Source organism: Rhodococcus erythropolis R138 (genome assembly GCF_000696675.2).
Taxonomy (GTDB): domain Bacteria; phylum Actinomycetota; class Actinomycetes; order Mycobacteriales; family Mycobacteriaceae; genus Rhodococcus_F; species Rhodococcus_F erythropolis.
This window is the reverse complement of sequence record NZ_CP007255.1, coordinates 1,878,447-1,902,698: the sequence shown is the minus strand read 5'-3', so window position 1 is coordinate 1,902,698 and position 24,252 is coordinate 1,878,447. Positions and strand designations below refer to the sequence as shown.

Here is a 24,252-nt window from a genome sequence, read left to right as displayed (position 1 = left end):
TGCGCCACGGAGGGCACTATGCCAGATGCTCACGACGTATGCCGTGTCGTCGAACGGCAAGTCGTGGAACAGAAAATCTGCCGCCCACATGTTGTGGACGGCAGATTCTCGGCTATCGATTTTCGGCGCTTTGCAGCTTTCGGTGTTCAGGGGCGGCTGAGCGCGCTCGCGTTGTCGTTGTCGCGAGTGGCCGTCGAACCTGCGGTGCTCTCGAGCATCCCCTCGAGGACGTTCTTGCCGATCGACGTTTCCTTGGGAAGCGCGATCGGGTAGGTCCCGTCGAAGCATGCGGCGCACAGACGGCTGGCTGGCTGCTCGGTCGCGGCGATCATGCCTTCGGTGGAGATGTATCCGAGCGTGTCCGCTCCGATGGAACGACGCACACCGTCGAGCATTTCCTCGAACGTCGCATCCTGTCCGCCTGCTCCGTTGGCGATCAATTCGGCCGGTGAGGCGAAGTCGATGCCGTAGAAGCAGGGCCACTTGACCGGCGGCGAGGCGATACGGACGTGAATTTCGAGGGCTCCGGCTTCGCGGAGCATCCGGATGAGCGCACGCTGAGTGTTACCGCGGACGATCGAATCGTCCACCACCACAAGCCGCTTGCCGCGGATGACTTCCTTGAGCGGGTTGAGCTTGAGCCTGATACCGAGCTGACGGATCGTCTGCGACGGCTGGATGAAGGTACGGCCGACGTAGGCGTTCTTCATCAAACCCTGGCCGTAAGGAATGCCCGAACCCTGGGCATACCCGACGGCGGCGGGGGTGCCGGACTCGGGAACGGGGATGACCAGATCGCCTTCGGCGGGGTGCTCGCTGGCGAGCAGACGGCCGATCTCGACGCGGGTCGAGTGGACCGAACGGCCACCGATGACGCTGTCGGGACGCGCGAGGTAGACGTACTCGAAGACACAACCCTTGGGAGTCGGGTTCGCGAAACGCGAGGAGCGGACGCCGTCTGCGTCGATCGCGAGAAGCTCACCGGGTTCGATGTCGCGAACGAACGACGCGCCGACGATGTCGAGGGCTGCGGTCTCGCTGGCGACTACCCAACCGCGGTCGAGTCGACCGAGGCAGAGCGGGCGGATGCCGTGCGGATCGCGCGCTGCGTACAGCGTGTGCTCGTCCATGAAGGTGAGGCAGAACGCGCCCTCCAACGTGGGAAGCAATTCCATCGCGGCCTGTTCGATGGTGCTGTCGCCGGCAGCGTGTGCCAGGAGACCACCGATGAGGTCGGAGTCGGAAGTCGCGGCATTGGGGCGCTTGTCGTTGACCAGGCCGGCTGCACGGGTGCGGCTCGCGAGTTCAGCGGTGTTGACCAGGTTGCCGTTGTGGCCGAGCGCGATGCCGGTACCGGCAGTGGTCGTACGGAAGATGGGCTGCGCGTTCTCCCACGTCGTGGAACCGGTGGTGGAGTAACGGCAATGTCCGACGGCGACATGTCCTGGCATCGCTGCGAGAGTCTGCTCGTCGAATACCTGGCTGACCAGGCCGAGATCCTTGAACACCAACACCTGGGAGCCGTCGGCTACCGCAATGCCGGCAGCTTCTTGACCACGGTGCTGAAGTGCGTACAGGCCGTAATAAGTGAGCTTCGCCACATCCTCTCCCGGCGCCCAGACGCCGAATACACCGCATTCTTCGCGGGGCTCGTTCTCGTCCTCGTCGGACGGGTTCGAAGCGAGGAGATTTGGACTGTTGACCGACAGATCGGCACGAGTCACCGGGCGCTCCCTTTGTGGGCAGGGGTTGGGGGGCATCCACAGTCTACGGCCATTTTGGGACACACTTCCCCTGAGGGCAGCCTTGGGCCTCAGATCACGCCGAAGCGAACCGGATGGTCTCTGTCACTACGCCAACCGGAGCAGTGGGAGCCAGTGCGCAATTTCGGGGGCGCGGCTACCTGATGCGTCGACTCGTCCGTCACCTGCGGCCTCGGAGAACTCGAGCAATCCGGTGACCATCTGCAACCACGTGCGAGCGTCCGTCTCGACGACGTTGGGCGGGGTTCCGCGCGTATGACGTGGACCTTCGATGCATTGCACGGCGACAAACGGCGGCACCCGCACCTCGACGCTCGATCCGGGGGCGATCTGTTCGAGAGTGCGCGCACTCATCTTCACTGCGGCGCCGAGTTCGGCGCGAGAAGGCTTCGGAAGTTCCGGATCGCGAAGCCACGGGCCGACAGCCAGGACTGCGGCACGGAATTCGGCGGGGTCGACGGCGCGGCGGGGCGGCATCAGTTCACTCCCTGTCTGCGAGTAGCGATACGAACGGCAAGTGCGCCACCGGCATTGGTCGCGAGGTGCAGCAATGCCGGTGCGAGGACGCTGCCACCCCTGCGATGCAGCCACTCGAACAGCAGTGCCGACGCGCCGGTGAATGCCACTGCAGCGGGAACGTTGTCGCCGGCGCCGCGGGCGGGGGCGACGTGCCACAACCCGAAAGTCAGTGCATGAACAGCCTGCGCGGTGGGACGGTTCAGCTCACGATTCCAGACTGCGGACATCGCGCTACGGAACAGCAGTTCCTCGGAAAGCACCGTGCCGAAGGGGATGTGCAAGATGATCCATTCGAGGAAGTCCTCACGGCCGTCTGCTCGCTCGTCGGCAGCGAGTGTCGCACGCAAGGACGGGACAACCAGAGCGGCGCTGTAGCCGGTGAGGACCGCCCCGGCCGCGGCTCCGCCGAACTGGGCACCACCACGAATTCCGGTGTGCGCCAATCCGAGTTCCTCGCGGGTGTAACCACGCGCGAGTAAGACTCCGATGGCCGACAGACCGGCTGCGGTGTTGACCACGGCGCGAGCGCGAGGCGAAAGACCGAATGCCGGAAGCACGACGTTGCTCCAGGTGATCGCGGCGGCGGAGAGCGCGATCGAGGCGACTCCCCTCACTTCTCGGGGCCCTCGGATTTCACGGCGACAACCAACGCCGACCGCACCCGCTCGGTTTCTGCGGCCGTCCATCCCTCGGGCTGGGCGACGCTGATCCAGGCGTCCAGAACGGAGGTTCCGTAATTGTGACCGTGACCGTCCGGAACTCCCGCGGCGTTACCGAGGTCTGCGGACACCTGCCAGAACGTCACGACCGGGAACCATTTCATCGACGGTGAGCGGTCGAATCCCGGTACTTCCTTGAGCCACTCGGGCCGGTTGAACATGAGGTCGGGTGACCACCACACCACCGGATCGGAAGGATGCTGGACAAACAGAACTCGCGGCTGCGGCCACGTCATACCGTCGGTCGGAATGTCTTCGGAGCGATCCGCGAACCGGACTCCGGCCAGACCGTCCGCGTACACGGGCGCCACTTCGGGAGTGCCGGGATCGCGCCTCTTCTCGATCGAACGCCACAACTGCGTCGCGTTCGGTGGACCTACCCACAGAATTCCGTCGGCGGTATCGCGCGCCGCTTGCAGTGTGTCGAATGCCCCCGCGCCGGCCATGACGCCGAGGCTCTCGCCGTAGACCATGAACTTCGGTCTGGTGGCTTCCGGTTCCTGAAGCCATCTTTCGTGTACCCGCTCGATCAAAAGGCGACCGGCAGCTTGCGCCTTCTCCTGGTCTGCGAGGAACGAGATCCAACTCGGCAAGTACGAGTACTGGCTGGCGACAAGAGCAGTGTCGCCGCCGTGTACAAGCTCGATTGCCTGTGCCGCAGTGGGATTGACCCACCCTGTACCTGTCGTCGGAATGACCACGAGGACCTTGCGTTGGAAGGCGCCGGTTCGCTCCAGTTCCTTGATGACCAGATCCATACGCTCTTCGGGATCTTCGGCGCTTTCGAGTCCGGCATACACGCGAATCGGATCCATCGCAGGGTTACCGGTTGCCGCTTCGAGTTCCTGGGCGTCCAGTCCACGCGAGACGAAGTTGCGCCCCTCGAACCCCAATGTGTCCCAGGGAGCAGCAGATTCGGGGCTGCCCGATTTCATCGGATCCTGCGGTTCGACGACGCCGTCGCGAGTGGTCGAGTTCTGCAGACTGAAGATCGAGTTGGTCGCGGCATAGATTCCGCGGACGAGGACGCCGTCGACCAACATGAAGAACAGGACGTTGACAACCAGGACGCCGACACCATTGGCCACAGACCGCGACCAGTGGAACCGCCGCATCAGCTGTCGGGCAATCAGTTTCACCAGATCGTGGAGGACCCGCCAGATCGAGATGAGCAGGCCGCCGATGAAGAGGCTCAATCCGAGGGTTCGGATGTAGCCGGAGGTGGTCGTGCCTTCGGCGTCGGTCAGCGCCGCAATTTCGCGTTGCCACCCGGCGGCGTAGACCAACATGATGATCGCCGCGACGATGGATGCGACCGGTACGAAGACCTTGATCGCGGAAGGCACCGGCTCGGGCAGGGGCCACCACCGTCGACCGCTGAGCAGGTATCGCTCCACAGCCCAACCGATCGCGGTGCCGACGCCGTAGCCGATGGCCGAGTTGATGCCGCCGATCAGACCCTGGAAGAGCCAATCGCGCGGCAGCAACGACGGCGTCAGAGACCAGCAGAAGAAGAACGCGGCAAACGCGATGCCGGTGAAGTCGAGTTTGAGGAGCCCCCACGCCCACTCGGTGAAGCGGTTGTCGAACTTCTCGAGAGATGCGGGAACAGCCAGCCGCAGGTGGTGTTCCTGCGGCTGGCTGTCAGACGAAGTCAGTTCTCCGGAATCGACCATCTATCACCCGAACAGTGCGGGCAGCGTTCCCTCGAAGGCCTCACGGAGCTTAGCCATCGTGACGGAGAAGTGTCCCTGGACCTCGACGGAGTCGCTGCCCTCGTCGACGACCCCGATACGCGTCCACGGCAAGCCGCGAGCGGTGCACATACCGGTGAAGCGGGTCTCCTCGGTGCGAGGAACCGCAACCAGGACGCGTCCGGACGATTCCGAGAACAGGGTCACGAACGGATCTGCGCCCTCGGGAATCAGGATGCGGCAACCGGTTTCGCCGGCCAGCGCGGCTTCGACGACAGCCTGGGCCAGTCCACCCTCGGAGAGGTCGTGAGCTGCGGTGACCAGTCCGTCACGCGAGGAAGCGAGCAGGATGTCCGCAAGCAGCTGCTCACGGGCGAGGTCGACCTTCGGCGGCACGCCACCGAGGTGACCGTGCTCGACCTGCGACCAGATGGAACCGTCGAACTCGTCGTGGGTGTCGCCGAGCAGGATCAGCGTCTCGCCAGGCTCGAGTCCGAGGCCCGTCGGGATACGGCGGTGAACGTCGTCGATCACACCGAGGACGGCGACCACCGGCGTCGGCAGGATGGCCGTGGATCCGGTCTGGTTGTAGAAGCTGACGTTGCCGCCGGTGACGGGGATGCCGAGGGTGGCGCAACCGTCGGCGAGGCCGCGAACAGCCTGCTGGAACTGCCACATGACACCCGGGTCCTCGGGCGAACCGAAGTTCAGGCAGTTGGAGACGGCCTTGGGCGTTGCGCCCGTGACTGCCACGTTGCGGAAAGCCTCGGCCAATGCGAGCTGCGCACCGGTGTACGGATCGAGCGCGGTGTAGCGGCCCGAAGCGTCGGTGGACAGGGCGATTCCGCGTCCGGTCTTCTCGTCGATGCGGATGACACCGCCGTCGGCGTTCTCGGCCAGGACGGTGTTACCGCGGACGTAGCGGTCGTACTGCTCGGTGATCCACTTGCGGCTGCACAGGGCAGGCGAGGCGATCATCTTCAGCAGGGTCGCTTCGAGCTCGGCGTCGGTTTCGGGACGCTTCAGTCCGGCGGTCGTGTTCGCGATCAACGCGTCCTGGCTTGCCGGGCGCTCGACGGGACGGTTGTAGACCGGGCCTTCGTGAGCGACGGTGCGCGGGGGAACATCGACGACGGTCTCGCCGTGCCAGGAGATGGTGAGGTGCTCACCGTCGGTGACCTCGCCGATGTCGGTGGCCAGGACGTCCCACTTCTTGCAGACCTCCATGAACGCATCGACGTTCTCGGGCGTGACCACGGCGCACATGCGCTCCTGCGATTCGCTCGAGAGCACCTCGGCGGGGGTCATGCCGGTGGCGCGCATCGGAACCTTCTCGAGGTTGATGTGCATGCCGCCGTCGCCGGCCGCAGCCAACTCGGAGGTGGCGCAGGACAGTCCGGCGCCGCCGAGGTCCTGGATACCGACAACGAGGCCGGCCTTGTAGAGGTCGAGACAGCACTCGATGAGCACCTTCTCGGTGAAGGGGTCGCCAACCTGAACCGCAGGGAGCTTTTTACGTCCGCCGGTGTCTCCACCCTCGTCGTCGAACGTCGCCGACGCGAGGACCGAGACGCCGCCGATGCCGTCGAGACCGGTGCGTGCGCCGAACAGGATGATCTTGTTGCCTGCACCCGAAGCGAAGGCCAGATGCAGATCCTCGACGCGCATGACGCCGGCTGCCAGTGCGTTGACCAGCGGGTTGCCTGCGTAGGACTCGTCGAAGACCGTCTCGCCGCCGATGTTGGGGAGGCCGAGGGAGTTTCCGTATCCACCGACACCACGCACGACACCGTCGACGACGCGACGGGTATCGGGGGCGTCAGCAGCGCCGAACCGAAGCTGATCCATGACGGCGATCGGACGAGCACCCATGGCCATGATGTCGCGGACGATGCCGCCGACACCGGTTGCCGCACCCTGGTAGGGCTCGACGTACGAGGGGTGGTTGTGGCTCTCGACCTTGAACGTGACCGCCCAGCCGTCACCGATGTCGACGACGCCGGCGTTCTCGCCGATACCGGCCAGCATGTTGGCGCGCATCTCGTCGGTGGTGGTCTTGCCGAAGTATCCGAGGTGGACCTTCGAGGACTTGTACGAGCAGTGCTCGCTCCACATCACCGAGTACATCGCCAGTTCGGCGTCCGTGGGACGGCGGCCCAGGATCTCCTTGATGCGTGCGTATTCGTCGTCCTTGAGACCGAGCTCCTTGAACGGCTGAGCGGCATCGGGATCAGCCGATGCGTGCGTGACGGTATCGACCTGGTGAGCAGACACTGGAGAGTGGTCCCTTCCCTACGGGAGTCAAGAGGCAAGCCGGCGCGGAGCGGGACACCACGAATGTGCCCAACGAAAGAACGTGCCGGGGGACAGTCTATCGGTGTGGGCCGACGACTTCCGCAGACGGCAGCACCCGCAACACCTCCGGGCCTGCGAAGTATCGCCCGTCACACCCGCCCCGGTTTGGGTAATCCGGTCGGTTTTCTTAAGGTCAGGCCGGTTCATTCTTTCCCTCGAAAGGTCTCGCATGCCCCAGGATGTTCGTCAAGCCGACCTCACGGCACAGTCCCAGTCGGTGACCACTCCCCTCACTCCGGCTGCAATTTTCCTGGTCGCGACCGTGAATCCGGGTGGCGAGAACACCACACGAGAACTGCTCGCCGATGTCGCCGGCCTGCAGCGGGCTGTGGGGCTGCGCGTCCCTGGATCGGGTTTGGACGTCGTGACGAGCATCGGTTCGCTGGCCTGGGATCGACTGTTCGCCGGTCAGCGCCCTGCGCTGCTGCACCCGTTCACCGCTTTGCAGGGTGACGTTCACTCGGCGCCGTCGACTCCCGGTGATCTGCTCTTCCACATCCGCGCGATGAGTATGGACGCGTGTTTCGAGGTGGCTCGGCAGATCACGAAGCGACTGCACGGCGCGGCCACGGTGGTCGACGAGGTTCACGGCTTCCAGTACTTCGAGAACCGCGACCTCATCGGCTTCGTCGACGGCACCGAGAATCCGGTCGGCCGCGACGCCGTCGCTGCAGTGACGGTCGGCGACGAGGATCCTGCGTTCACCGGCGGCAGCTACGTCCATATCCAGCGCTACATCCACAAGATGCGCGATTGGGAAGCAATCACCGTCGACGAGCAGGAGGGTGTGATCGGGCGCAGCAAGCTCGAGGACATCGAGATGACGTCCGACGTGAAGCCGGCCAACTCGCACGTCGCGCTCAACGCAATCAAGGACGAGAACGGCAAGGCTCTCGAGATCCTGCGTGCCAACATGCCGTACGGGCGCCTCGGTGACGACGAGATCGGCACCTTTTTCATCGGCTACTGCCGCACGCCTGCGATCACCGAACGGATGCTGGAGAACATGTTTCTCGGCGACCCCCGCGGCAACTACGACCGACTACTCGACTTCTCGACGGCCGTGACGGGCTCGATGTTCTTCACACCGAGCGCCGACTTCTTCGAGGGTCTCCCGGCCGCACCCGCCGGGCTCTCAGCACTTTGACTACGCGACCTCTAACTTCGAGGCGTGAGGAAGGCACCGAGCGCGTCGGCATACATGCGGACGTCTGCCGCGCCCATCAACTCGCGGGCAGAGTGCATCGCGAGCTGGGGTGCGCCGACGTCGACGGTGGACAGTCCGGTCCGTGATGCCGTGATGGGTCCGATGGTGGAGCCGCACGGCAGATCGGCGCGGTGGACGTAGCGCTGCATCGGCACTCCCGCCTGATCGCACGCGAGCGCGAATTCGCCTGCACCGGCCGCATCGGTGGCGTATCGCAGGTTCTGGTTCACCTTGAGTACAGGCCCACCGTTGATCTCGATCCGATGAGCGGGCTCATGGCGGTCCGGGTAGTTGGGGTGCGTCGCGTGAGCCATGTCGCCCGACGCACACACCGAGCCCGCCATCGCCTGCAGGAATTCTTCGCGGCCACCACCGCGCCCCAACACGATCCGTTCGAGCACGGTGTTCAGCAGATCTGAGAAAGCTCCACGGTCGGACATGCTGCCGACCTCTTCATGATCGAAGAGTGCGAGCACCGGGACCTGCTGACCAGGTGACTCGACTGCGGCCAGAAGTGCTTGTGTCCCTGCATAACACGTGCCCTGATTGTCCAGCCGAGGGGCGCTGACCAATTCCTTGTCCACCCCCACGACTGCGCTGGGCGCAAGATCGTGTGTCATCAATTCCCAGCCGAGAACCGACGACGCGGCTACACCCGCACGCTCGGCGACAAATCCGATGAACGACTTGGGTTTCGAACCCACTCCCCAGATTCCGTTGAGGTGCCGCTGCGGATCCAGCGTCACGCCCTTGCGATCTTCGGACAGGTGGATAGCCAACTGCGGAACACGCAGAATCGGGTCGTCGATGCGAACCAGCTTCTGCTCCACCGTGTTTCCCACCCGGACACTCAATCGGCCGGAGATACCGAGATCGCGGTCGAGCCAGGAGTTCAGCCACGCACCGCCATACGGTTCGAGGCCCACCATCTGCCACCCGGCCGAAGTGAGGTCGGGATGCTGTTTGACCCGCAGATTCGGGCTGTCGGTGTGACCTCCGACGATCCGGAACGGAGCGGCGTTTTCCACGCCCTCGGTGCTCCAGGCAATCAGCGAACCACCGCGCACGAGGAAGTACCGTCCGGGCTCGGCGGGCCACGACTGCGTTTCGTGGACTTCGACGAACCCACCGGCCGTCAGCTCGGTCGCCACCGTCGCGCACACATGGAACGGCGACGGTGACGAATCGACGAAGCTGCACAGGCCGACTGCGTCGGCCCCGGTCCGAGAAGTCTGAGAAGTCATGCCCCTCATCATGCCCGAATCGGTGCCCGCGAAATCAGTGGGCACGAAATCAGTGGGCGCGAATCGGGTGAGCTCAGAACCTGTCAGCTCAGGCGTGAGGACCGGACACGCAGAACTGGTTCCCATCAGGATCGAGGAGCGTCACCCAACGGAAACCGTCCATGTTCTCCCGGTGGTGCTCGGTTGCTCCGGCCTCGACGAGCCGCGCCACCTCGGCGTCGAGATCCGGACTCCCCAAATCGAGATGGATGCGATTCTTGCCGGCAGTGGGGTCCGGGACCTTCTGGAATGCGAAGTTGGTGGCGCTGTCAGGGACCGCGACGATGTAGAACCAACCGTCGTTCTCCTCGACGATGTTTCCGCCCAACTGCGCCGCCCACCACGTTGCGAGCGGACCGGGATCGAGACTGTCGAAAGTGATCATGCCGAGTGTGAGAGTCATGCGCACAAGCTAATGCAAGCCACCGACAAAGAGTCTCGATCTCGGGCTGAGATGAGACGATCCTCGAATGCGACTCACTACGCTTCGCAACCGCGTTGCAGAACCACTCTTCGCCGTTATCCACTTCGACCTCGAGCCGAACCTGATCACCTTCACCGCAACAGGTCTTGCCGTCGGCCTTCTCGCGGCCGCCCTGCTTTATGTCCGGAACTACTCGCTCACACGAACGAACTAGCGGGCGCGGAGATCACTCGACCGCTTCGAGTTCCGCGACACTTCCGTCCGAGATCACTCGGACGTGGCGGGTGATCTTCTCGATCGGCCAGTCCCACCACGCAATTCGCACCAACTTCTCGATGTCTTCAGCACTGAAGCGGCGCTTGATCTCCGTTGCCGGGTTGCCGCCGACAATTGCGTAGTCCGGGACGTCGCGTGTTACGACTGCGCCGGTGGACACGATCGACCCGTGGCCGATCCGGACACCGGGCATGACTGTCACGTCCCCGCCGAACCACACGTCGTTCCCCACGACGGTGTCACCGCGCGACGGCAAATCCTGCACCAAATCCATGTGCCGGGCCCAATCGCCGCCCATGATCGGGAACGGGTAAGTGGAGACACCGTTCATACGATGGTTCGCGCCGTTCATGATGAAGGTGACACCGGTGGCCAGGGCGCAGAACTTTCCGATCACCAGTTTGTCGGGACCGTAGTGATGCAACACGTTTCGAGTCTCGAACTCTTCGGCGAACTCCGGATCGTCGTAGTAGGTGTACTCCCCTACCTCGATCAACGGGTTGTCGATCAACGGCTTCAGCAACACCACTCGTGGTTGCCCGGCCATCGGATGAACATTTGTGGGATCTGGCGCGTTCACTGCTTACTCCGATCCGCCGGCGCGGTGTCGCCGACCGCAGCAAGACTATCCGCTTCCTGCTGCGGTCGACCGACCAGCGAAAACGTTCCGGTGTCAGCCCAGGAGGCCCTTGGCGATATGGGTGACCTGAATTTCGTTGCTGCCCGCATAGATCATGAGCGACTTGGCATCACGCGCCAACTGCTCGACTCGGTATTCGGCCATGTAGCCGTTTCCACCGAACAGCTGTACGGCTTCCATCGCGACCTCGGTCGCTGCGCGCGACGAGTACAGCTTCATCGCCGACGCCTCCGCCAGGCTCACTTTGTCTCCGGCCGCGGTGCGCTCGATCGCGTTGAAGACCATGTTCTGCACGTTGATTCGAGCGACCTCCATCTCGGCGAGCTTGAGCTGGATGAGCTGGAACTGCCCGATCTCACGTCCCCACAGTTTGCGGGACTTCGCGTATTCGATGCTCAGACGGTGGCATTCGTTGATGATGCCCAGTGAGAGCGACGCGATGCCGATGCGTTCGGCGGCAAAGCTCTCCTTGGCGCTGGACTTTCCGTCGGACTTTCCGCTGTCCTCGGTTTCGCCGAGCAGACGATCCTTGGTGATGCGGACGTTGTCGAAGAACAGCTCACCCGTCGGCGAGGAGTTCATTCCCATCTTCTTGAACGGCGGGCTCTGTGTGAGCCCCTCCATGCCCTTGTCGAGGATGAAGGCGAGCACCTTGCGGTCACGACGATCAACCGAAGCGTCCCCCTCGTCGAGCTTTGCGTAGACGATCATCACGTCGGCGTACGGACCGTTGGTGATGAAGGTCTTGTTGCCGTTGAGGATGTAGTCGTCACCGTCGCGGCGTACGTAGGACTTCATACCGCCGAAAGCATCCGAGCCGGAGTCCGGTTCGGTGATCGCCCATGCACCGACGGTTTCGAAAGTTACCAAGCCGGGGAGCCAGCGTTCCTTCTGCGCGAGTGTGCCGCGGCTGCGGATAGTTCCAGCGGCCAATCCGAGGCTGACGCCCAACGACGCAACGAGGCCGAGGCTGACGCCGGCCAATTCGCTGTTGAGCACAACGCCCATGCTGCCTGCGCCACTGAAGGCGCTCGACTTCTCACCGTCACCGGACGGAGCATCGCCGCGCTCGCGTGCGAGCGACTTCTCGAGGCCCTCGCGTGCCATGTCGGCCAGACCGAAGGTCGAGTACAGCTTGCGAATGATGTCGAACGGCGGCAGCGCACCACTTTCGAGCTCGTCGACATGAGGCCGCACCTCTTTGTCGATAAAGCCCCGCAAGGCGTCGCGGAACATCAGGTCGGTGTCGGACCACTCGTACATGTGCCTGAACTCCAGTCGGTGAACGATCGAGAGACTGCCGAACGGCAGCCACACACCGAATATAGAACACGTTCCAAAACCGGAACAGGATTCAGCTGATCAGTCCCATTCGCTGCGAGATCCACGTCAGCTCCTGCTCGACGCCGGCCGACCACACCGAAAAGCTGTGACCACCGGGAAGCTCGAGATATCTGGCGTCCATTCCGGCCGCTTTGGCCGCTTCGTACACCTTTTGCTGGCCGGGCTTGAACTCGTTGTCATCTGTTCCGACCACAAACACTCCGCCCGAGTTCGGGAACTTCCGGGTCGCCAGCAGGTCCATCGGATTCACCTTCACGAATGCCGCCTCGTCGCCGCCGAATATCTCGTCGACGGTTCGCTGTCGGTCACCGAGCGAGGGCTCCAACTGACCGGAGAGATCGAGGAACGTCGGATACACGTCGGGGTAGTTGGTCGCCATCTGCAGCGAGCAGGTACCGCCGTAGGAGAGTCCACCGATGGCCCACGCCCTCGGGTTCGTGTCGATCTGGAACGCATTCGCCACCGCAGCGGGCAAGTCCTTTGCCAGATACGTGCCGACCTTGCCCTGCGACGAGTCGGTGCACAGCGGATTGGCCATCTGCGAACCTGTTCCGTCGGCTATCACGACGACCGGAGCCAACCCCTCGTGATCCCGGGCAAAAGCATCCATTGTCGCGGTCAGCTTTCCGCCCTGGAGCCAGTCCTCGGGCTTGCCAGGCTGACCGGCCATGAGCACGAGCACGGGAAGAAGTGGACGCGGATTGGTGAAGTACGACGGCGGCAGATACACCTGGGCATCGCGCGCGGAGAATCCCGAAATCGTTCCGGGAACAGGCAAAGTCGTGACTCGTCCGCGAATCGGCATGCCTTCCGGCGCTTTCCACACCGTGTCGGTGGGATCGCCGGTGACAACAGGATCCGTCGGACCGGGAACTTCGCTGAGTGAAATGCGGTCGAAATCGTCGTGTCCGAAGGCAATTCCCACTGTCGGGTAGGCAGCAAAGACCAGATTGATCTGCGTCGCGGCGGTGACGATGACCAGCAAAGTCGCAACCACAGACAGCGCCGCCTTGGCTACGGTTCCGCCCGCTTTGATTCGCGGCCCGAGAAGTAGCAGCGCGTAGATACCGATTCCGATCCACACGTAGATCGACATCTCGATGGGATCCGGGAACGGCACGATCACCTTTTCGACGGTGATCCAGACGGCGATCATGATCACCAGCGCGATCAGCCCCGCGATCGGTACCGCTCTGCGGTAGTACCAGCGAACGCTCGAACCGAGCAGCCACACACCACCCAGGACCCCGAGCACAGTCAGGATCACCGGCAGTGGTCCCGAGATCAAACTGATTCGGTAGAGCCAGTCCACGTCAAGCCTCTCGCACGTAGAAATGTCGCACGCACGAGGCTAGACGACCACGCTGGTACGGCGACGACGCTAGTACTGTGTATCAGGTGACATTCATCAAGGTCTGTGGGCTGCGGGACGCTGACACGGTCGACCTCGCGGTGGGCCTGGGCGTCGACGCCATCGGTTTCGTCTTCGCCGAGAGCGTCCGCAAAGTCGACCCCGCACTCGCAGTCGATCTTCTTGCACGAATCCCCGAACACATCCGGGCAATCGGAGTATTTCTCGGCAACCCGATCGATCAGGTCCTCGAGATCGCCGAGATCACCGGACTTCGTACCGTGCAGATTCACGATCTGGTCGACGCCGAGCAAGTGCAGCGCTTGCACGACGCCGGCCTCACTGTCATCCGCGCTGTTGTCTCCAGCAACGTCCGCGACGGTTACAACCTCGACCTCGGTGAGGACGAGCTCCTGATCGACGGCGCCGACGCCGGATCCGGGGTGCCGTGGAACTGGGCACAACAGCAATCACGCCCGCACGGCCAGTGGATCCTGGCGGGCGGACTGTCCCCGGAGAACGTGCGCGACGCGCTGGATGCCACCGGTGCCTGGGGCGTCGATGTCTCCAGCGGCGTCGAATCGTCGAGGGGCGTCAAGGACCACGCTTTGATCGAGAAGTTCGTCAGCGCTGTCCGGCAGACCGATCACTCGAAATAGGACGCGTAGTCACTGAAGGCGACTTGACCGGTGGGACTCGCCTTCACGGCGTCGGCAACGGCAGGCGGAATGGGAGCCCAGTGCGCAGGCATGGCCGCCGCCAGTGACGGCTTCAAGATGTAGAGCAGTGCGAAGTTCACTATCCAGAGCGGCGGCGCCATCGACATGCCGACTTCCGAACTCACATCGCCTTTGGTGTTGGTCACCAGCTGCGCTGCTCCCGAAATCTGTTGCGCTGCAAATCCGTAGACTGCCTGCACCGTGTATGCCGACTGATAGAGCGCAATCAGAGTGTGCGTCGCACCGTTGTTGCGCAACCAGGTGCCCACAAAACCGCCAGGGGCGATCAGCGTATTCACCTGTCGCGTCGGCGCATCCGCGTTAGCCGGACTCTCCAGCAATCCGTCGGGATTCACGTACAACCCGTAACTGGCCAGAACCGACGGCGTAGTGCCGGAATAGAGGGGCCGCCCGTTCGTATTGGTGAGAATCCGGGCGCATTCGCCGATCACCTCGGCATCCTCGAGATTGCCACCGACCCCACCGCCGGCCATGAGGTCGCGATACTGCTCCTCGGTCAAAGCGTCGGCTGGCTCGAGTCCGATCTGCGCGGCAATCTCTTCCGCAGTCTGCTGACCGAGCGGCTGGTTGAGTTGATCCGGAGTAGTCATCTGCGTGGGCGCGACGCTCTCGTAGACCGGTGCCCCGGCAAAAGGGATCACGAACCCGGTATCGACATTCTCTGCAACCGGTTGCGCGCCGGCCATCTGAGTGGTGGCAAACGAAAGTACGCACACCCCAACCAAAGCCAGAACCGAGACCGTCCCGCGATGAGACCTTGCTCGGTGAGATTCTTGTCCACGTCTACAGCCCTCGCCTGAGAAAGCCTTGCCTGCAATTCCATTGCCGCGCATAGGTCAACCTCCCGGGACACAGTCCGGCGAATCAACTCGAGCTTGCATCTCAGTCAAACGCTGTGACCAGCGCCGTGTCAAGACACTGGTCAGGTCGAGGCACCTACGGCGACAGCTCGCTCGATACAGTCGACAGCTCGCCCGCTACAGTGATGCTTCCAACTGAAGTGACCTCACCCCATTTGAATTGCAGGACATCTCTGGAGGCGAGCAGTGTCTGACAAGCGCGGGACCGTGTTGATCACCGGCGTCGGCCGGAGCAAGTCGATCGGAGCAAGCCTCGCATTGGGTCTCGCCGAGGATGGTTGGGATCTGACCATCGGCTACTGGGCGCCTTATGACGAACGCGTCGGGTTCGTCCGCGGAGCGCACGATCCGCAGGACGTTGCCGAGAAGTGTCGCGCACTCGGGAGCCGTGTCGACCTGGTTCCCGGAGATCTGGCCTCGCCGGATGCGGCCGCACAGCTCGTTGACGCTGCCGCATCGCGGAATGACCTTCGTGGGCTGGTTCTCTCGCATTGCGAAAGCGTCGACAGCTCGATCCTCGATACCACCGTCGAGAGCTGGGAACGACATTTCGCGGTCAACGCCCGCGCCTCTTGGCTGCTGATCAAAGCGTTCGCTGAACGCCTTCCGGAGCAGCGCGACGTCAGTCAGGTGACCGGGCGGATCATCGCACTCACCAGCGACCATGCGGCCCACAATCTTCCGTACGGGGCCAGCAAGGGCGCTCTCGACCGCATCGTCATCGCCGCCGCAGTCGAACTTGGATCACGCGGCGTGAGGGCAAACGTCATCAACCCAGGACCGATCGACACAGGATGGATGACACCGGAGATCAAACAGGCCACAACCCTCCACACCCCTGCCGGCCGGCTGGGTACACCCGGCGACACTGCAGACCTCGTCCGATTTCTGATGTCCGACGCCGGAGGCTGGATAACAGGACAACTCCTTCACTCCAACGGCGGATTCAGCACCAGCTGAGCAGGCAGACCCGGCCCGCGCCGGACTCAGGTCAGGCCTTGTAGTTCGGTAGCGTCTGCCCGAGCCTGCGGCCCATCTCGGCAGCCAATGCGGCGAGCCCGCTGGCCGGACGCACCATGACCTCGAAATCGACGATCTTGCCGTCCTCGTCGAATTCGACCATGTCGATTCCCTTGAGGCTCTTGTCTCCGATGTTCGCACTGAATTCGAGAACGACCTGCCGACCGTTGGCTCCGGCGAACTGACGGTGGTACTCGAAATTCTCGAACACCTGGATCACCGTATTGAGAATGAGCACAACGGCATCCGCGGACTGGTACGGCTTGAATCCGGTGGGCGATCGGAACTGCGCGTCGGGCGCGACAATGGTCGGCAGTGCCGACAGGTCACCGGTTTCGATCATGGTGTGCCACAACTGCAGTGCAGCTTCGACTTTCGGTTCGAGCGTCAATTCCGTGCTCATGCTTCTACCCTTTCCTCGATGTTACCTGCCGCTTGATTTACCGGCACTTGACTTGCGACGGCCCACGCACTCAACACAGTTCGCACCCCGGTCACGAGTTGCAACGGCTGATCGATCATGACGTGATGGCCGGCTTCGGGAATCTCCGCCACGATGGCCTCCGGTCCGAACAATCCGCGCATGTGCTCCATGAGTCGATCGGACACGATACCGTTCTCAGCTCGGAAATAGGCTACGCGGCAACGCGGTTCACTGTCGAGAACATCTTCGGCGCCAACTCGGAGAAAGAAGTTCGGATCGAATTTCCATGACCAACCGCCATCGACTTCCTCCATGGACGTGGCTGCCACATGGTCACGCACCGCAGGCAGTCCCGAATCCTGGGGCGGAACGAAGCGGAATCGACCCATCGCGTCTTCCCTGGTCGGGTAAACCTTCTTGGGGCCGAACGCATTCTGGCGTCGAGCTGCCTCCTCTTCGGGCGTCCGCGCCTTGAGTGGCGAATCGATGATGACAACGCCGTCCAACAGTTCACCGTGCAGATGCGAGGCCACGAAGGAAACAATCCCACCCATACTGTGCCCCACCAGAATCGGCTTGCCGTCGATTCCCCCGGCCTCGGCCGCCGCCAGCACCTCGCGAGCCCACTGGGATATCGCGTAGGCATCGCGAGTGTCACTGTCTCCGTGGCCCGTCAAGTCGAGAGCGACGACGCGCCGCCCCTCGGCGAACTGCGGCGCGATGTGATCCCACCAGCGACTGTGGGCTGCGCCGCCGTGGATCAGCACAATTCCCGGCCCCGCCGACCCCCAAGCCCGAAAGTGCACCGAAGCGCCCTCGACCTCCACCGACCCCGTCTCGACCGGCGCTTCCAGCGCCCGAGTGAACCAACCAGGCGCGTCTTCGACGACATTGCTCATCGATCGAACATACATAGTCGTCAATCGGTTCATCCAACTCTTCCCAGTTCGTGATCCATCACCTATATTGAATCCGGCCTCAAGTTCAATTCGTTTCGCCGAAGGGGAGAGATGACCAACCGCCAAGTACGCCTCGCCGCCCGCCCGACAGGACTTCCCGACGCTTCCACCTGGGAATATGTCGACGCCGAGATCCCGTCCGCCGGGCCGGGTGAGTTTGTCGTCAAGGTCGAATACCTCTCCCTCGACCCCGCGATGCGCGGTTGGCTCAACGACGTCAAGTCGTACGTTCCGCCGGTCAAGCTCGGTTCCGTCATGCGCGCCCACGGCGTCGGACGCATCACCGAATCCCAACACCCCGATTACCAGGTCGGGGACATCGTGGCGGGATCGTTCGGCGCTTCCGAGTACGGAGTGTCCGACGGAACAGATGTGACCCGGGTCGACGAATCGATCGCTCCCCTACCGACCTGGCTCGGAGCTCTCGGATTCCCCGGCGTCACCGCATATTTCGGACTGCTCGACGTCGGAAAGCTGAAAGACGGTGACACCGTCGTCGTATCCGGTGCCGCGGGCGCGGTCGGCAGCCTGGTCGGTCAGATCGCAAAGCTCCACGGATGCAAGGTCATCGGCATCGCCGGCGGTCCGGAGAAGTGCGCGTGGCTCACCGAGGACCTCGGCTTCGATGTCGCCATCGACTACAAGAACGAATCCGTCTACAAGGCGCTCAAGTCCAACGCTCCCGACGGTATCGACGTGTACTTCGACAACGTCGGCGGAGAAATTCTCGACGCTGCTCTCTCCCGTTTGCGCCTGGGCGCTCGGGTGGTCATCTGCGGCGCCATCGCGGGTTACAACGCCACCGAGCCTCAGCCAGGCCCCGCGCACTACCTGTCACTTCTCGTCAATCGGGCCACGATGGCCGGCTTCGTGGTCTTCGACTACCTCGATCGCTACGCAGAAGCGCAGGAGCAGATCGGAAAGTGGATCAAGAGTGGCGAATTGACTGCCCGCGAGCACGTCGTCGACGGGGGTATCGACGCGTTCGGCGACAGCCTCAACCTTCTCTTCGCCGGTGCGAACACCGGAAAGCTGGTCCTGAAGGTCAGCTGAGTCACCCACACACGCAGATCGGCCACCGGTATTCCGGTGGCCGATTCGCTTGGGTCAACTGACTCCCGACGGAGTGGGAACGCTGTCCTCCCCCAACCGCGGCGGGGCCGACCGATAGGTTGCCGGCGTGCCGCTCATCCGAATCGGATTGGCTACCTGCCGGGTCGGTGCATCGCGACGCGGGTCGTCGATGGACACCACCGGATCGAGATTCAGTCGCTCCGCCAGCGCTATCGCGTCGGCGATGTCGTTGAGAGGTCCACACGGGACACCTCGCTCGGTCAGCGCCTCGAACCACGAGTCTGCAGTGCCCTTGGCCAATGCAGCAGTGACGGCATCGAACAACTCTTCTCGATGCGCGACCCGATCCCGGTTCGAGATGAACCGCACATCCGCGGCAAGTTCGGGAACTCCGAGAACCTCTGTCAACGAACCGAATTGCCGGTCATTGCCGACAGCGAGGACCAGCGGACGGTCCGCGGTGTCGAATACCTCATATGGTGCGATGCTCGGATGTCGATTGCCCATTGCCTGAGGCACCACGCCCGCGGCAACGTAGCCGGACGACTGGTTGGCGAGCGCGGAGAGCAACGAGGACAACAGATTGACCTCGACGTGCTGTCCTTCGCCCGTTCGATCGCGATGGCGCAGCGCTGCAAGGATTCCCACGCTGGCGTGTAGGCCCGTGATGACGTCGACCACCGCGACGCCGACCTTGGTGGGAGACTTGGGATCGGGGCCGGTGATACTCATCAATCCGCCCACCGCCTGGATCAACAGGTCGTATCCCGGCAAAGAGTTGTTGCCACCGAAGCCGCTGATCGAGCAGTAGACCGCACGCGGATTCATTTCTCGCACAGAGTCGTAACCCAATCCCAGCCGGTCCATCGTTCCCGGCAGAAAATTCTGAACCACTACATCCGCGCCGCGAACCAACTCACGCGCACTCTCCAGATCCTCCGGCTCGCGCAAATCCAGAGTGACCGACTTCTTGTTGCGGTTCACCGACAGGAAGTAACTCGACTCGTCCCCGACCCATGGCGGACCCCAACTACGAGTGTCGTCGCCGACACCCGGACGTTCGACCTTGACTACCTCCGCGCCGAGGTCGGCGAGAATCATCGTGGCGTACGGGCCGGCGAGGACGCGACCGAAATCCGCGATCACCAGCCCGTCGAGCGCTCCGACAGCGTCGACCGTCACCGGAACGCTTCTTCACCGGTTAGAGCGCGACCGATCACGAGCTGGTGAACCTCGGAGGTGCCCTCGTAGGTGAGAACGGATTCGAGGTTGTTGGCGTGGCGAATCACGGGGTACTCGAGTGTGATTCCGTTGGCGCCCAAAATGGTGCGGCATTCACGGGCGATCTTGATGGCCTCGCGGACATTGTTGAGCTTGCCGGTACTGACCTGCTCGGGGCGAACCGTCCCGGCATCCTTGAGGCGTCCGAGGTGGATGGCGAGCAACTGACCCTTGCCCAATTCGACTGCCATGTCGGCGATCTTGGCCTGGGTGATCTGGTACGCGGCGAGCGACTTGTCGAAGACCTTGCGATCACGCGCGTAGGAAATCGCGGTCTCGAGGCAGTCACGTGCGGCGCCCATCGCGCCGAAGATGATGCCGAAGCGTGCCTCGTTGAGGCAGCCGAGGGGCCCGGAAAGTCCGCGTGCCTTGGGCAGCATCGCCGAGGCAGGAAGACGCACGTCCTCGAGCACCAGTTCCGAGGTGACCGACGCGCGCAGCGACATCTTGTTCTTGATCTCGGGGGCGGAGAATCCCGGAGTGTCGGTGGGAACGACAAATCCGCGCACGCCGTCTTCGGTTCGCGCCCAGACCACGGCGACGTCCGCGATGGAGCCGTTGGTGATCCACATCTTGGTGCCGTTGAGGATCCAGTCGTCGCCGTCGCGCTTGGCGTTGGTTCGCATACCGCCGGGGTTGGATCCGAAATCGGGTTCCGTGAGACCGAAGCAGCCGATGGCTTCACCCGCCGCCATCCGCGGGAGCCATTCTTCCTTCTGCTCTTCACTTCCGTTGTGGTGGATCGCGAACATGGCCAGTGAGCCCTGGACCGAGACGAGGCTGCGAATGCCCGAATCGACAGCTTCGAGTTCCTGGCAGGCCAACCCGTACGCCGTGGCACTCATTCCGGCACAGCCATAGCCCTCGAGATGCATGCCCAGAACGCCGAGCGCGCCCAGTTCCTTGGCCAGCTCACGCGCCGGCAGTGCTGCCGCTTCGAACCATTCACCTATGTGCGGGCGAATGCGATCGTCGACCATCTTGCGGACCGTGTCGCGGATCGCGATCTCCTCGGCGTCCAGCAGGGTGTCGATGGCAAAAAGCTCGGACAGGGACTGCGGCGTGGTCACGGGGCCTCCAGTGTTCTCGGGCGCAATCCTTTGCGAGAACGATTGCGCAATCGTTTGCATCGCCTAGAGTAGAGCCCGGTTGCACACCCGTCAATCCCCGGACAGCCAACCGACTCAGAACCAGCTCAGAACCGACGCACACCAGGAGCCCCGACGCAGATGACGCCCGATCCGTCGAACCGCAGCAACGGCCGTCCGCCAACGCTGCGCGAAATCGCCGACCAGGCCGGGGTCCACATCTCGACGGCGTCGCGGGTCCTCCGTCAGCCCGAGCCCGCCGACGGTTGGTCCGACTCCGCACTCCGAGTTCGTCAGGTTGCCGAGGAACTCGGTTACCAACCGAACCTGTGGGCGGCCAGCCTGCGTACCCGCAAGACCACCACCATCGGCGTCGTGATGCCGAGGCTGACGGACGTCGTGGTGGCCACGATGTTCCAAGGCATCGAGGAAGCCGCCACCGCAGCCGGGTACTCCGTCCTTCTCTCCAGCCCACCCGACGATCTGGACGCGCAGCGCAAAGCGGTCGAGTTCCTGGTCAGCCGACAGGTCGACGGTCTCATGCTGAGCAGCATCCACCTGCCGGGTACCGATTTCGTCGACTCGCTCCCCCTGCGCTCACTCCCGATCCTGCTGCTGAACCGGCACATCGACTCGGCGACGTCGTCTCCGAACCGAGGTCTTCCCTTTGTCAGCGGCGACGACCGCCTCGGCGGCTACCTCGCGGGGAAGCATCTTCTGGACTGCGGCTATCGCGATCTCGGAGTGATCGCGGGGCCGGATCACGCCAGCACGTCGCGGGAACGCGTCGCGGGTTTCCGCGATGCCCTGACCGAAGCCGGTCTGGAACTGCCGCCGAACCGAATAGTGGCGTCCGAGTTCGAAGTTCAAGGGGGTGTCGATGCGGCGGCCACATTGCTCGGTGGGGATTCACGCCCCGACGCCGTCTTCACGGTGAGCGACACCATCGCGATCGGCGTACTCGGTGTGGCCCGTGATCTCGGGTTGAGCATTCCCGACGATCTTGCGCTGGTCGGCTACAACGACATTCCGGTTGTCTCGCAACTCCCGGTGCCCCTGACAACGGTGAGGTCCCCCGCCCGAAAGATCGGCGCGACCGGGCTCGAGCACCTACTCGCACTTATCTCCGGCAAGAACGTCGAATCCGTGAAACTTCCCGTCGAACTGATCGTGCGAGCCTCCACCAGAAAGCCTGCCAGTCGCAAACTCTGAGCAGCTACCAAACCTGAGATTCGTCGATGCCCAACTGTCGCGCGTAACCGGAGTTGAGTGCGTCCCAGCCGTACTCGCGCGCCCGTTCGCCCACGATCGGTCCGAAGGGCTCGCCTGCCAGAAGGGCATCGAGTACGTCGAAGCACAAATGCCATCCGGCAGCGAGTGCCGACGCCATCCCCTCGGCGCGCGACCTCTGCGTAAGTGCGACGCGGGTGCCGCCCTCGACCGAGGTCAGGTCCCACACCAATTCGTCCGGGCCCCACTCGTGTTCGAGCCGCCGAGTGGTCTCCACAACGTGAACGGTGACCGGCAGCGACATTTCGGGGGCACCGTCCTCGGTGAGCATGGTGATCACGGCGTCACCGGTACGGCTCAGATTCCGATCGGCGGTGTACGGCGTCCATTGCGCCAACATCTCCGGGTCGGTGATCGCCTCCCACACCTTCTCGACGGGATACGGCAGCACCCGAGGGAAGCTGACGACTGTGTCGTCCCCGTCGACGCTCACCGTGACGTCGGACAGGGCACTGGGCTGATACGGCTGGGCACTCATGATTCGATCTCACCAGGAACCACCGACACGGGCAACTGCCCGCTCGGCGTTCAGAACACGAACAAAGCCGATGCGGCCGCGACTGTCGCCTCCACCACCGGAAATTTCACCACGGACAAGTCGTGTCGCGCTCCTTCGAACTCCAACAGACGTGTCGCGGCGGGAACCAGGTCGAGTGCTGCCTGTATCTCCTCCGTCGTCGCGAACTCGTCCTTCGATCCGTGGACGACAACGGCGGGTGTGTTCAGGTCGGGCAGGTGTTCGGTTCTGAGCTTCTCGGGCTTCTTCGGTGGATGCAGTGGATAGGACAGCAGAACCAGACCGTCGACAAGTCCCGGGTTCTCCGCTGCCATCATCGACGCCTGCCGACCGCCGTACGAATGTCCGCCGAGCAGAACGGGTCCGGGCACCGAATAGTCCGAGCGAACAGCGGCAATCACCTCGGCAATGCCCGCACGATCCTCCGCAGCACGCGACGGATGCGGCGGCCCCGAAGCTCGACGCACCCGAAACGCGAGATCGAAGCGCAGAACTTGCACTCCTGCTGCAGCAAAGCCGTCGGCGACAGCACGCAACAGCACAGTGTCGCAATTACTTCCGGCGCCGTGGGTCAATGCCAGGGTTGCGACGGGCACTGACTCGGGGCGGTGCAGGAAACCGTGCACCGCGCCTTCGTCGACCGTTTCGACAGTACTCATGGACGCATCCTTGTCCGGCCCGCTCGGGCCTGTTCGACTGCGGCAGCCAAGCTGCCTTCGTAGACCGGCCCGTGTCCGGGAAACAGCGCGCCGGCGGGCGCAGCGGCAATATTGTCCAACGCCTGGTCCGTCGCTCCACGGTCATGGTTGAAGGGGCACACCAGAAATTGTGGTCCGGCGACGCTCGACGTCGCATGTCCGGTCACCAGAGCGTCACCCGACGCGATGACTCCTGCCTCGGGGACAAGGTAAGCGCTGTGGCCGTCGGTATGCCCGTGGGTAGGAATCGGTACGATCCGACCGGGAACGTCCAGCGCACCACCTGCCGCAAAGGCCTGTGCTCGAGGCAGTTCCGCGCCTTTCAACGCGCCTGCTCCGATCACGTCGAGTAGCCACTTCGGAGCGCCTCGCCGCCACAACAGCAACGGAACTTTGGCCGGCGACAACTGTTGCAGGTACTCCCGCTTCGCGTGGGGCACTTCCAACGGATCCATCAGGACCGGAACCTCGAGCCGAGTCACGATGTCCGCGATTCCACCGATGTGATCGACATGCGCGTGAGTGACGAGGATTGCCCGAACATCCCCGAGCTGGTGACCGATCTGCTCGATCGAGCGTTCGACGTCGGCGCCGTTGGCCGGGTATCCGCCGTCGATCAATGTCAGATCGGCCCCCTCTTCGACCAGGACCCAATTGGCGTGACCGCACCGAACCAGATGTGTGTTCTCGATCTGCGTGATCGACAGTGCCGCAGTAGTCATGCTT

General features: G+C 63.4%; 24 protein-coding genes. 6 read left to right on the top strand and 18 right to left on the bottom strand.

The annotated features are described in order from the left end of the window. Positions 1 to 146: 146 nt before the first annotated feature. From purF to purL, 5 genes are all read right to left on the bottom strand, one after another. On the bottom strand, positions 147 to 1,724 hold the full coding sequence (gene purF / locus H351_RS08950; protein ID WP_003940541.1) for an amidophosphoribosyltransferase: 1,578 nt from the start codon (positions 1,722 to 1,724) through the stop codon (positions 147 to 149). Between the two features lie 126 nt (positions 1,725 to 1,850). Then, entirely contained in the window at positions 1,851 to 2,240 is a 390-nt protein-coding gene (locus tag H351_RS08945; protein WP_003939745.1) for a sterol carrier family protein, read from the bottom strand. After that, the gene (locus tag H351_RS08940) at positions 2,240 to 2,896 is read right to left on the bottom strand and encodes a CPBP family intramembrane glutamic endopeptidase (RefSeq protein ID WP_019745102.1); all 657 of its coding nucleotides are present in this window, start codon (positions 2,894 to 2,896) and stop codon (positions 2,240 to 2,242) included. The genes H351_RS08945 and H351_RS08940 overlap by 1 nt, the downstream gene beginning before the upstream one ends. After that, a complete protein-coding gene (locus H351_RS08935) occupies positions 2,893 to 4,677 on the bottom strand; it encodes an alpha/beta hydrolase (RefSeq protein ID WP_029256130.1) in 1,785 nt (594 codons plus the stop codon). Before H351_RS08935 ends, H351_RS08940 begins: the two co-directional genes overlap by 4 nt. Before the next feature lie 3 nt (positions 4,678 to 4,680). Next, positions 4,681 to 6,969, bottom strand: coding sequence for a phosphoribosylformylglycinamidine synthase subunit PurL (purL, locus tag H351_RS08930; protein ID WP_019745104.1), 2,289 nt, complete (start codon positions 6,967 to 6,969; stop codon positions 4,681 to 4,683). A 250-nt stretch (positions 6,970 to 7,219) separates the two neighbouring features. Between purL and H351_RS08925 the strand changes: the two genes are divergently transcribed. Beyond that, positions 7,220 to 8,197 (top strand): Dyp-type peroxidase, encoded by a 978-nt coding sequence (locus tag H351_RS08925; protein ID WP_029256131.1) that lies wholly within the window; start codon positions 7,220 to 7,222, stop codon positions 8,195 to 8,197. A gap of 11 nt (positions 8,198 to 8,208) precedes the next feature. On the opposite strand, the gene H351_RS08920 is transcribed toward H351_RS08925, so the two are convergent. After that, the gene (locus tag H351_RS08920) at positions 8,209 to 9,501 is read right to left on the bottom strand and encodes a M18 family aminopeptidase (protein ID WP_029256132.1); all 1,293 of its coding nucleotides are present in this window, start codon (positions 9,499 to 9,501) and stop codon (positions 8,209 to 8,211) included. 88 nt (positions 9,502 to 9,589) lie between these two features. Continuing rightward, entirely contained in the window at positions 9,590 to 9,943 is a 354-nt protein-coding gene (locus H351_RS08915; RefSeq protein WP_020970627.1) for a VOC family protein, read from the bottom strand. A gap of 67 nt (positions 9,944 to 10,010) precedes the next feature. Here H351_RS08915 and H351_RS32085 point away from each other — a divergent pair, with 67 nt between their 5' ends. After that, entirely contained in the window at positions 10,011 to 10,178 is a 168-nt protein-coding gene (locus tag H351_RS32085; RefSeq protein ID WP_158510640.1) for a hypothetical protein, read from the top strand. Positions 10,179 to 10,190: 12 nt separating this feature from the next. On the opposite strand, the gene H351_RS08910 is transcribed toward H351_RS32085, so the two are convergent. The 3 genes from H351_RS08910 to H351_RS08900 all read right to left on the bottom strand — a co-directional run bounded on the left by H351_RS08910 (position 10,191) and on the right by H351_RS08900 (position 13,536). After that, positions 10,191 to 10,787 (bottom strand): CatB-related O-acetyltransferase, encoded by a 597-nt coding sequence (locus H351_RS08910; protein ID WP_244891464.1) that lies wholly within the window; start codon positions 10,785 to 10,787, stop codon positions 10,191 to 10,193. Between the two features lie 126 nt (positions 10,788 to 10,913). After that, the gene (locus H351_RS08905) at positions 10,914 to 12,143 is read right to left on the bottom strand and encodes an acyl-CoA dehydrogenase family protein (protein ID WP_007733810.1); all 1,230 of its coding nucleotides are present in this window, start codon (positions 12,141 to 12,143) and stop codon (positions 10,914 to 10,916) included. Positions 12,144 to 12,234: 91 nt separating this feature from the next. After that, positions 12,235 to 13,536, bottom strand: coding sequence for an alpha/beta hydrolase (locus tag H351_RS08900; RefSeq protein ID WP_029256134.1), 1,302 nt, complete (start codon positions 13,534 to 13,536; stop codon positions 12,235 to 12,237). A gap of 86 nt (positions 13,537 to 13,622) precedes the next feature. Between H351_RS08900 and H351_RS08895 the strand changes: the two genes are divergently transcribed. Next, complete coding sequence (locus H351_RS08895; protein ID WP_024487295.1) at positions 13,623 to 14,234, top strand: phosphoribosylanthranilate isomerase; 612 nt, start codon at positions 13,623 to 13,625, stop codon at positions 14,232 to 14,234. On the opposite strand, the gene H351_RS08890 is transcribed toward H351_RS08895, so the two are convergent. Beyond that, positions 14,222 to 15,148, bottom strand: a complete 927-nt coding sequence (locus tag H351_RS08890; RefSeq protein ID WP_029256135.1) for a hypothetical protein — start codon at positions 15,146 to 15,148, stop codon at positions 14,222 to 14,224. The two genes, H351_RS08895 and H351_RS08890, sit on opposite strands and share 13 nt — an antisense overlap. A gap of 213 nt (positions 15,149 to 15,361) precedes the next feature. Between H351_RS08890 and H351_RS08885 the strand changes: the two genes are divergently transcribed. Beyond that, positions 15,362 to 16,135 (top strand): SDR family oxidoreductase, encoded by a 774-nt coding sequence (locus tag H351_RS08885; protein WP_020970633.1) that lies wholly within the window; start codon positions 15,362 to 15,364, stop codon positions 16,133 to 16,135. A gap of 31 nt (positions 16,136 to 16,166) precedes the next feature. On the opposite strand, the gene H351_RS08880 is transcribed toward H351_RS08885, so the two are convergent. Together H351_RS08880 and H351_RS08875 are read right to left on the bottom strand one after the other, a co-directional pair. Further along, positions 16,167 to 16,598 carry a nuclear transport factor 2 family protein gene (locus H351_RS08880; protein ID WP_019745114.1) on the bottom strand — a complete coding sequence of 144 codons (432 nt, stop codon included), beginning with the start codon at positions 16,596 to 16,598 and terminating at the stop codon, positions 16,167 to 16,169. Then, positions 16,595 to 17,518, bottom strand: a complete 924-nt coding sequence (locus H351_RS08875) for an alpha/beta fold hydrolase (protein ID WP_019745115.1) — start codon at positions 17,516 to 17,518, stop codon at positions 16,595 to 16,597. Before H351_RS08875 ends, H351_RS08880 begins: the two co-directional genes overlap by 4 nt. 111 nt (positions 17,519 to 17,629) lie before the next feature. On the opposite strand from H351_RS08875, the gene H351_RS08870 reads away from it, so the two are divergent. Beyond that, a complete protein-coding gene (locus H351_RS08870) occupies positions 17,630 to 18,631 on the top strand; it encodes an NADP-dependent oxidoreductase (RefSeq protein WP_003939765.1) in 1,002 nt (333 codons plus the stop codon). A gap of 54 nt (positions 18,632 to 18,685) precedes the next feature. Here the strand turns inward: H351_RS08870 and H351_RS08865 are convergent, their stop codons facing one another. Further along, entirely contained in the window at positions 18,686 to 19,834 is a 1,149-nt protein-coding gene (locus H351_RS08865; RefSeq protein WP_019745117.1) for a CaiB/BaiF CoA transferase family protein, read from the bottom strand. Next, positions 19,831 to 21,003, bottom strand: a complete 1,173-nt coding sequence (locus H351_RS08860; protein ID WP_029256136.1) for an acyl-CoA dehydrogenase family protein — start codon at positions 21,001 to 21,003, stop codon at positions 19,831 to 19,833. The genes H351_RS08865 and H351_RS08860 overlap by 4 nt, the downstream gene beginning before the upstream one ends. Positions 21,004 to 21,162: 159 nt before the next feature. On the opposite strand from H351_RS08860, the gene H351_RS08855 reads away from it, so the two are divergent. After that, on the top strand, positions 21,163 to 22,233 hold the full coding sequence (locus H351_RS08855; RefSeq protein WP_020970637.1) for a LacI family DNA-binding transcriptional regulator: 1,071 nt from the start codon (positions 21,163 to 21,165) through the stop codon (positions 22,231 to 22,233). A gap of 4 nt (positions 22,234 to 22,237) precedes the next feature. On the opposite strand, the gene H351_RS08850 is transcribed toward H351_RS08855, so the two are convergent. The 3 genes from H351_RS08850 to H351_RS08840 are packed head-to-tail and all read right to left on the bottom strand — an operon-like array spanning position 22,238 to position 24,248. Beyond that, positions 22,238 to 22,789 carry an SRPBCC family protein gene (locus H351_RS08850; protein WP_029256137.1) on the bottom strand — a complete coding sequence of 184 codons (552 nt, stop codon included), beginning with the start codon at positions 22,787 to 22,789 and terminating at the stop codon, positions 22,238 to 22,240. A 50-nt stretch (positions 22,790 to 22,839) separates the two neighbouring features. Continuing rightward, on the bottom strand, positions 22,840 to 23,487 hold the full coding sequence (locus tag H351_RS08845; RefSeq protein WP_029256138.1) for an alpha/beta hydrolase family protein: 648 nt from the start codon (positions 23,485 to 23,487) through the stop codon (positions 22,840 to 22,842). Then, positions 23,484 to 24,248 carry an MBL fold metallo-hydrolase gene (locus H351_RS08840; RefSeq protein ID WP_020970640.1) on the bottom strand — a complete coding sequence of 255 codons (765 nt, stop codon included), beginning with the start codon at positions 24,246 to 24,248 and terminating at the stop codon, positions 23,484 to 23,486. The genes H351_RS08845 and H351_RS08840 overlap by 4 nt, the downstream gene beginning before the upstream one ends. Between the last annotated feature and the right edge of the window lie 4 nt (positions 24,249 to 24,252).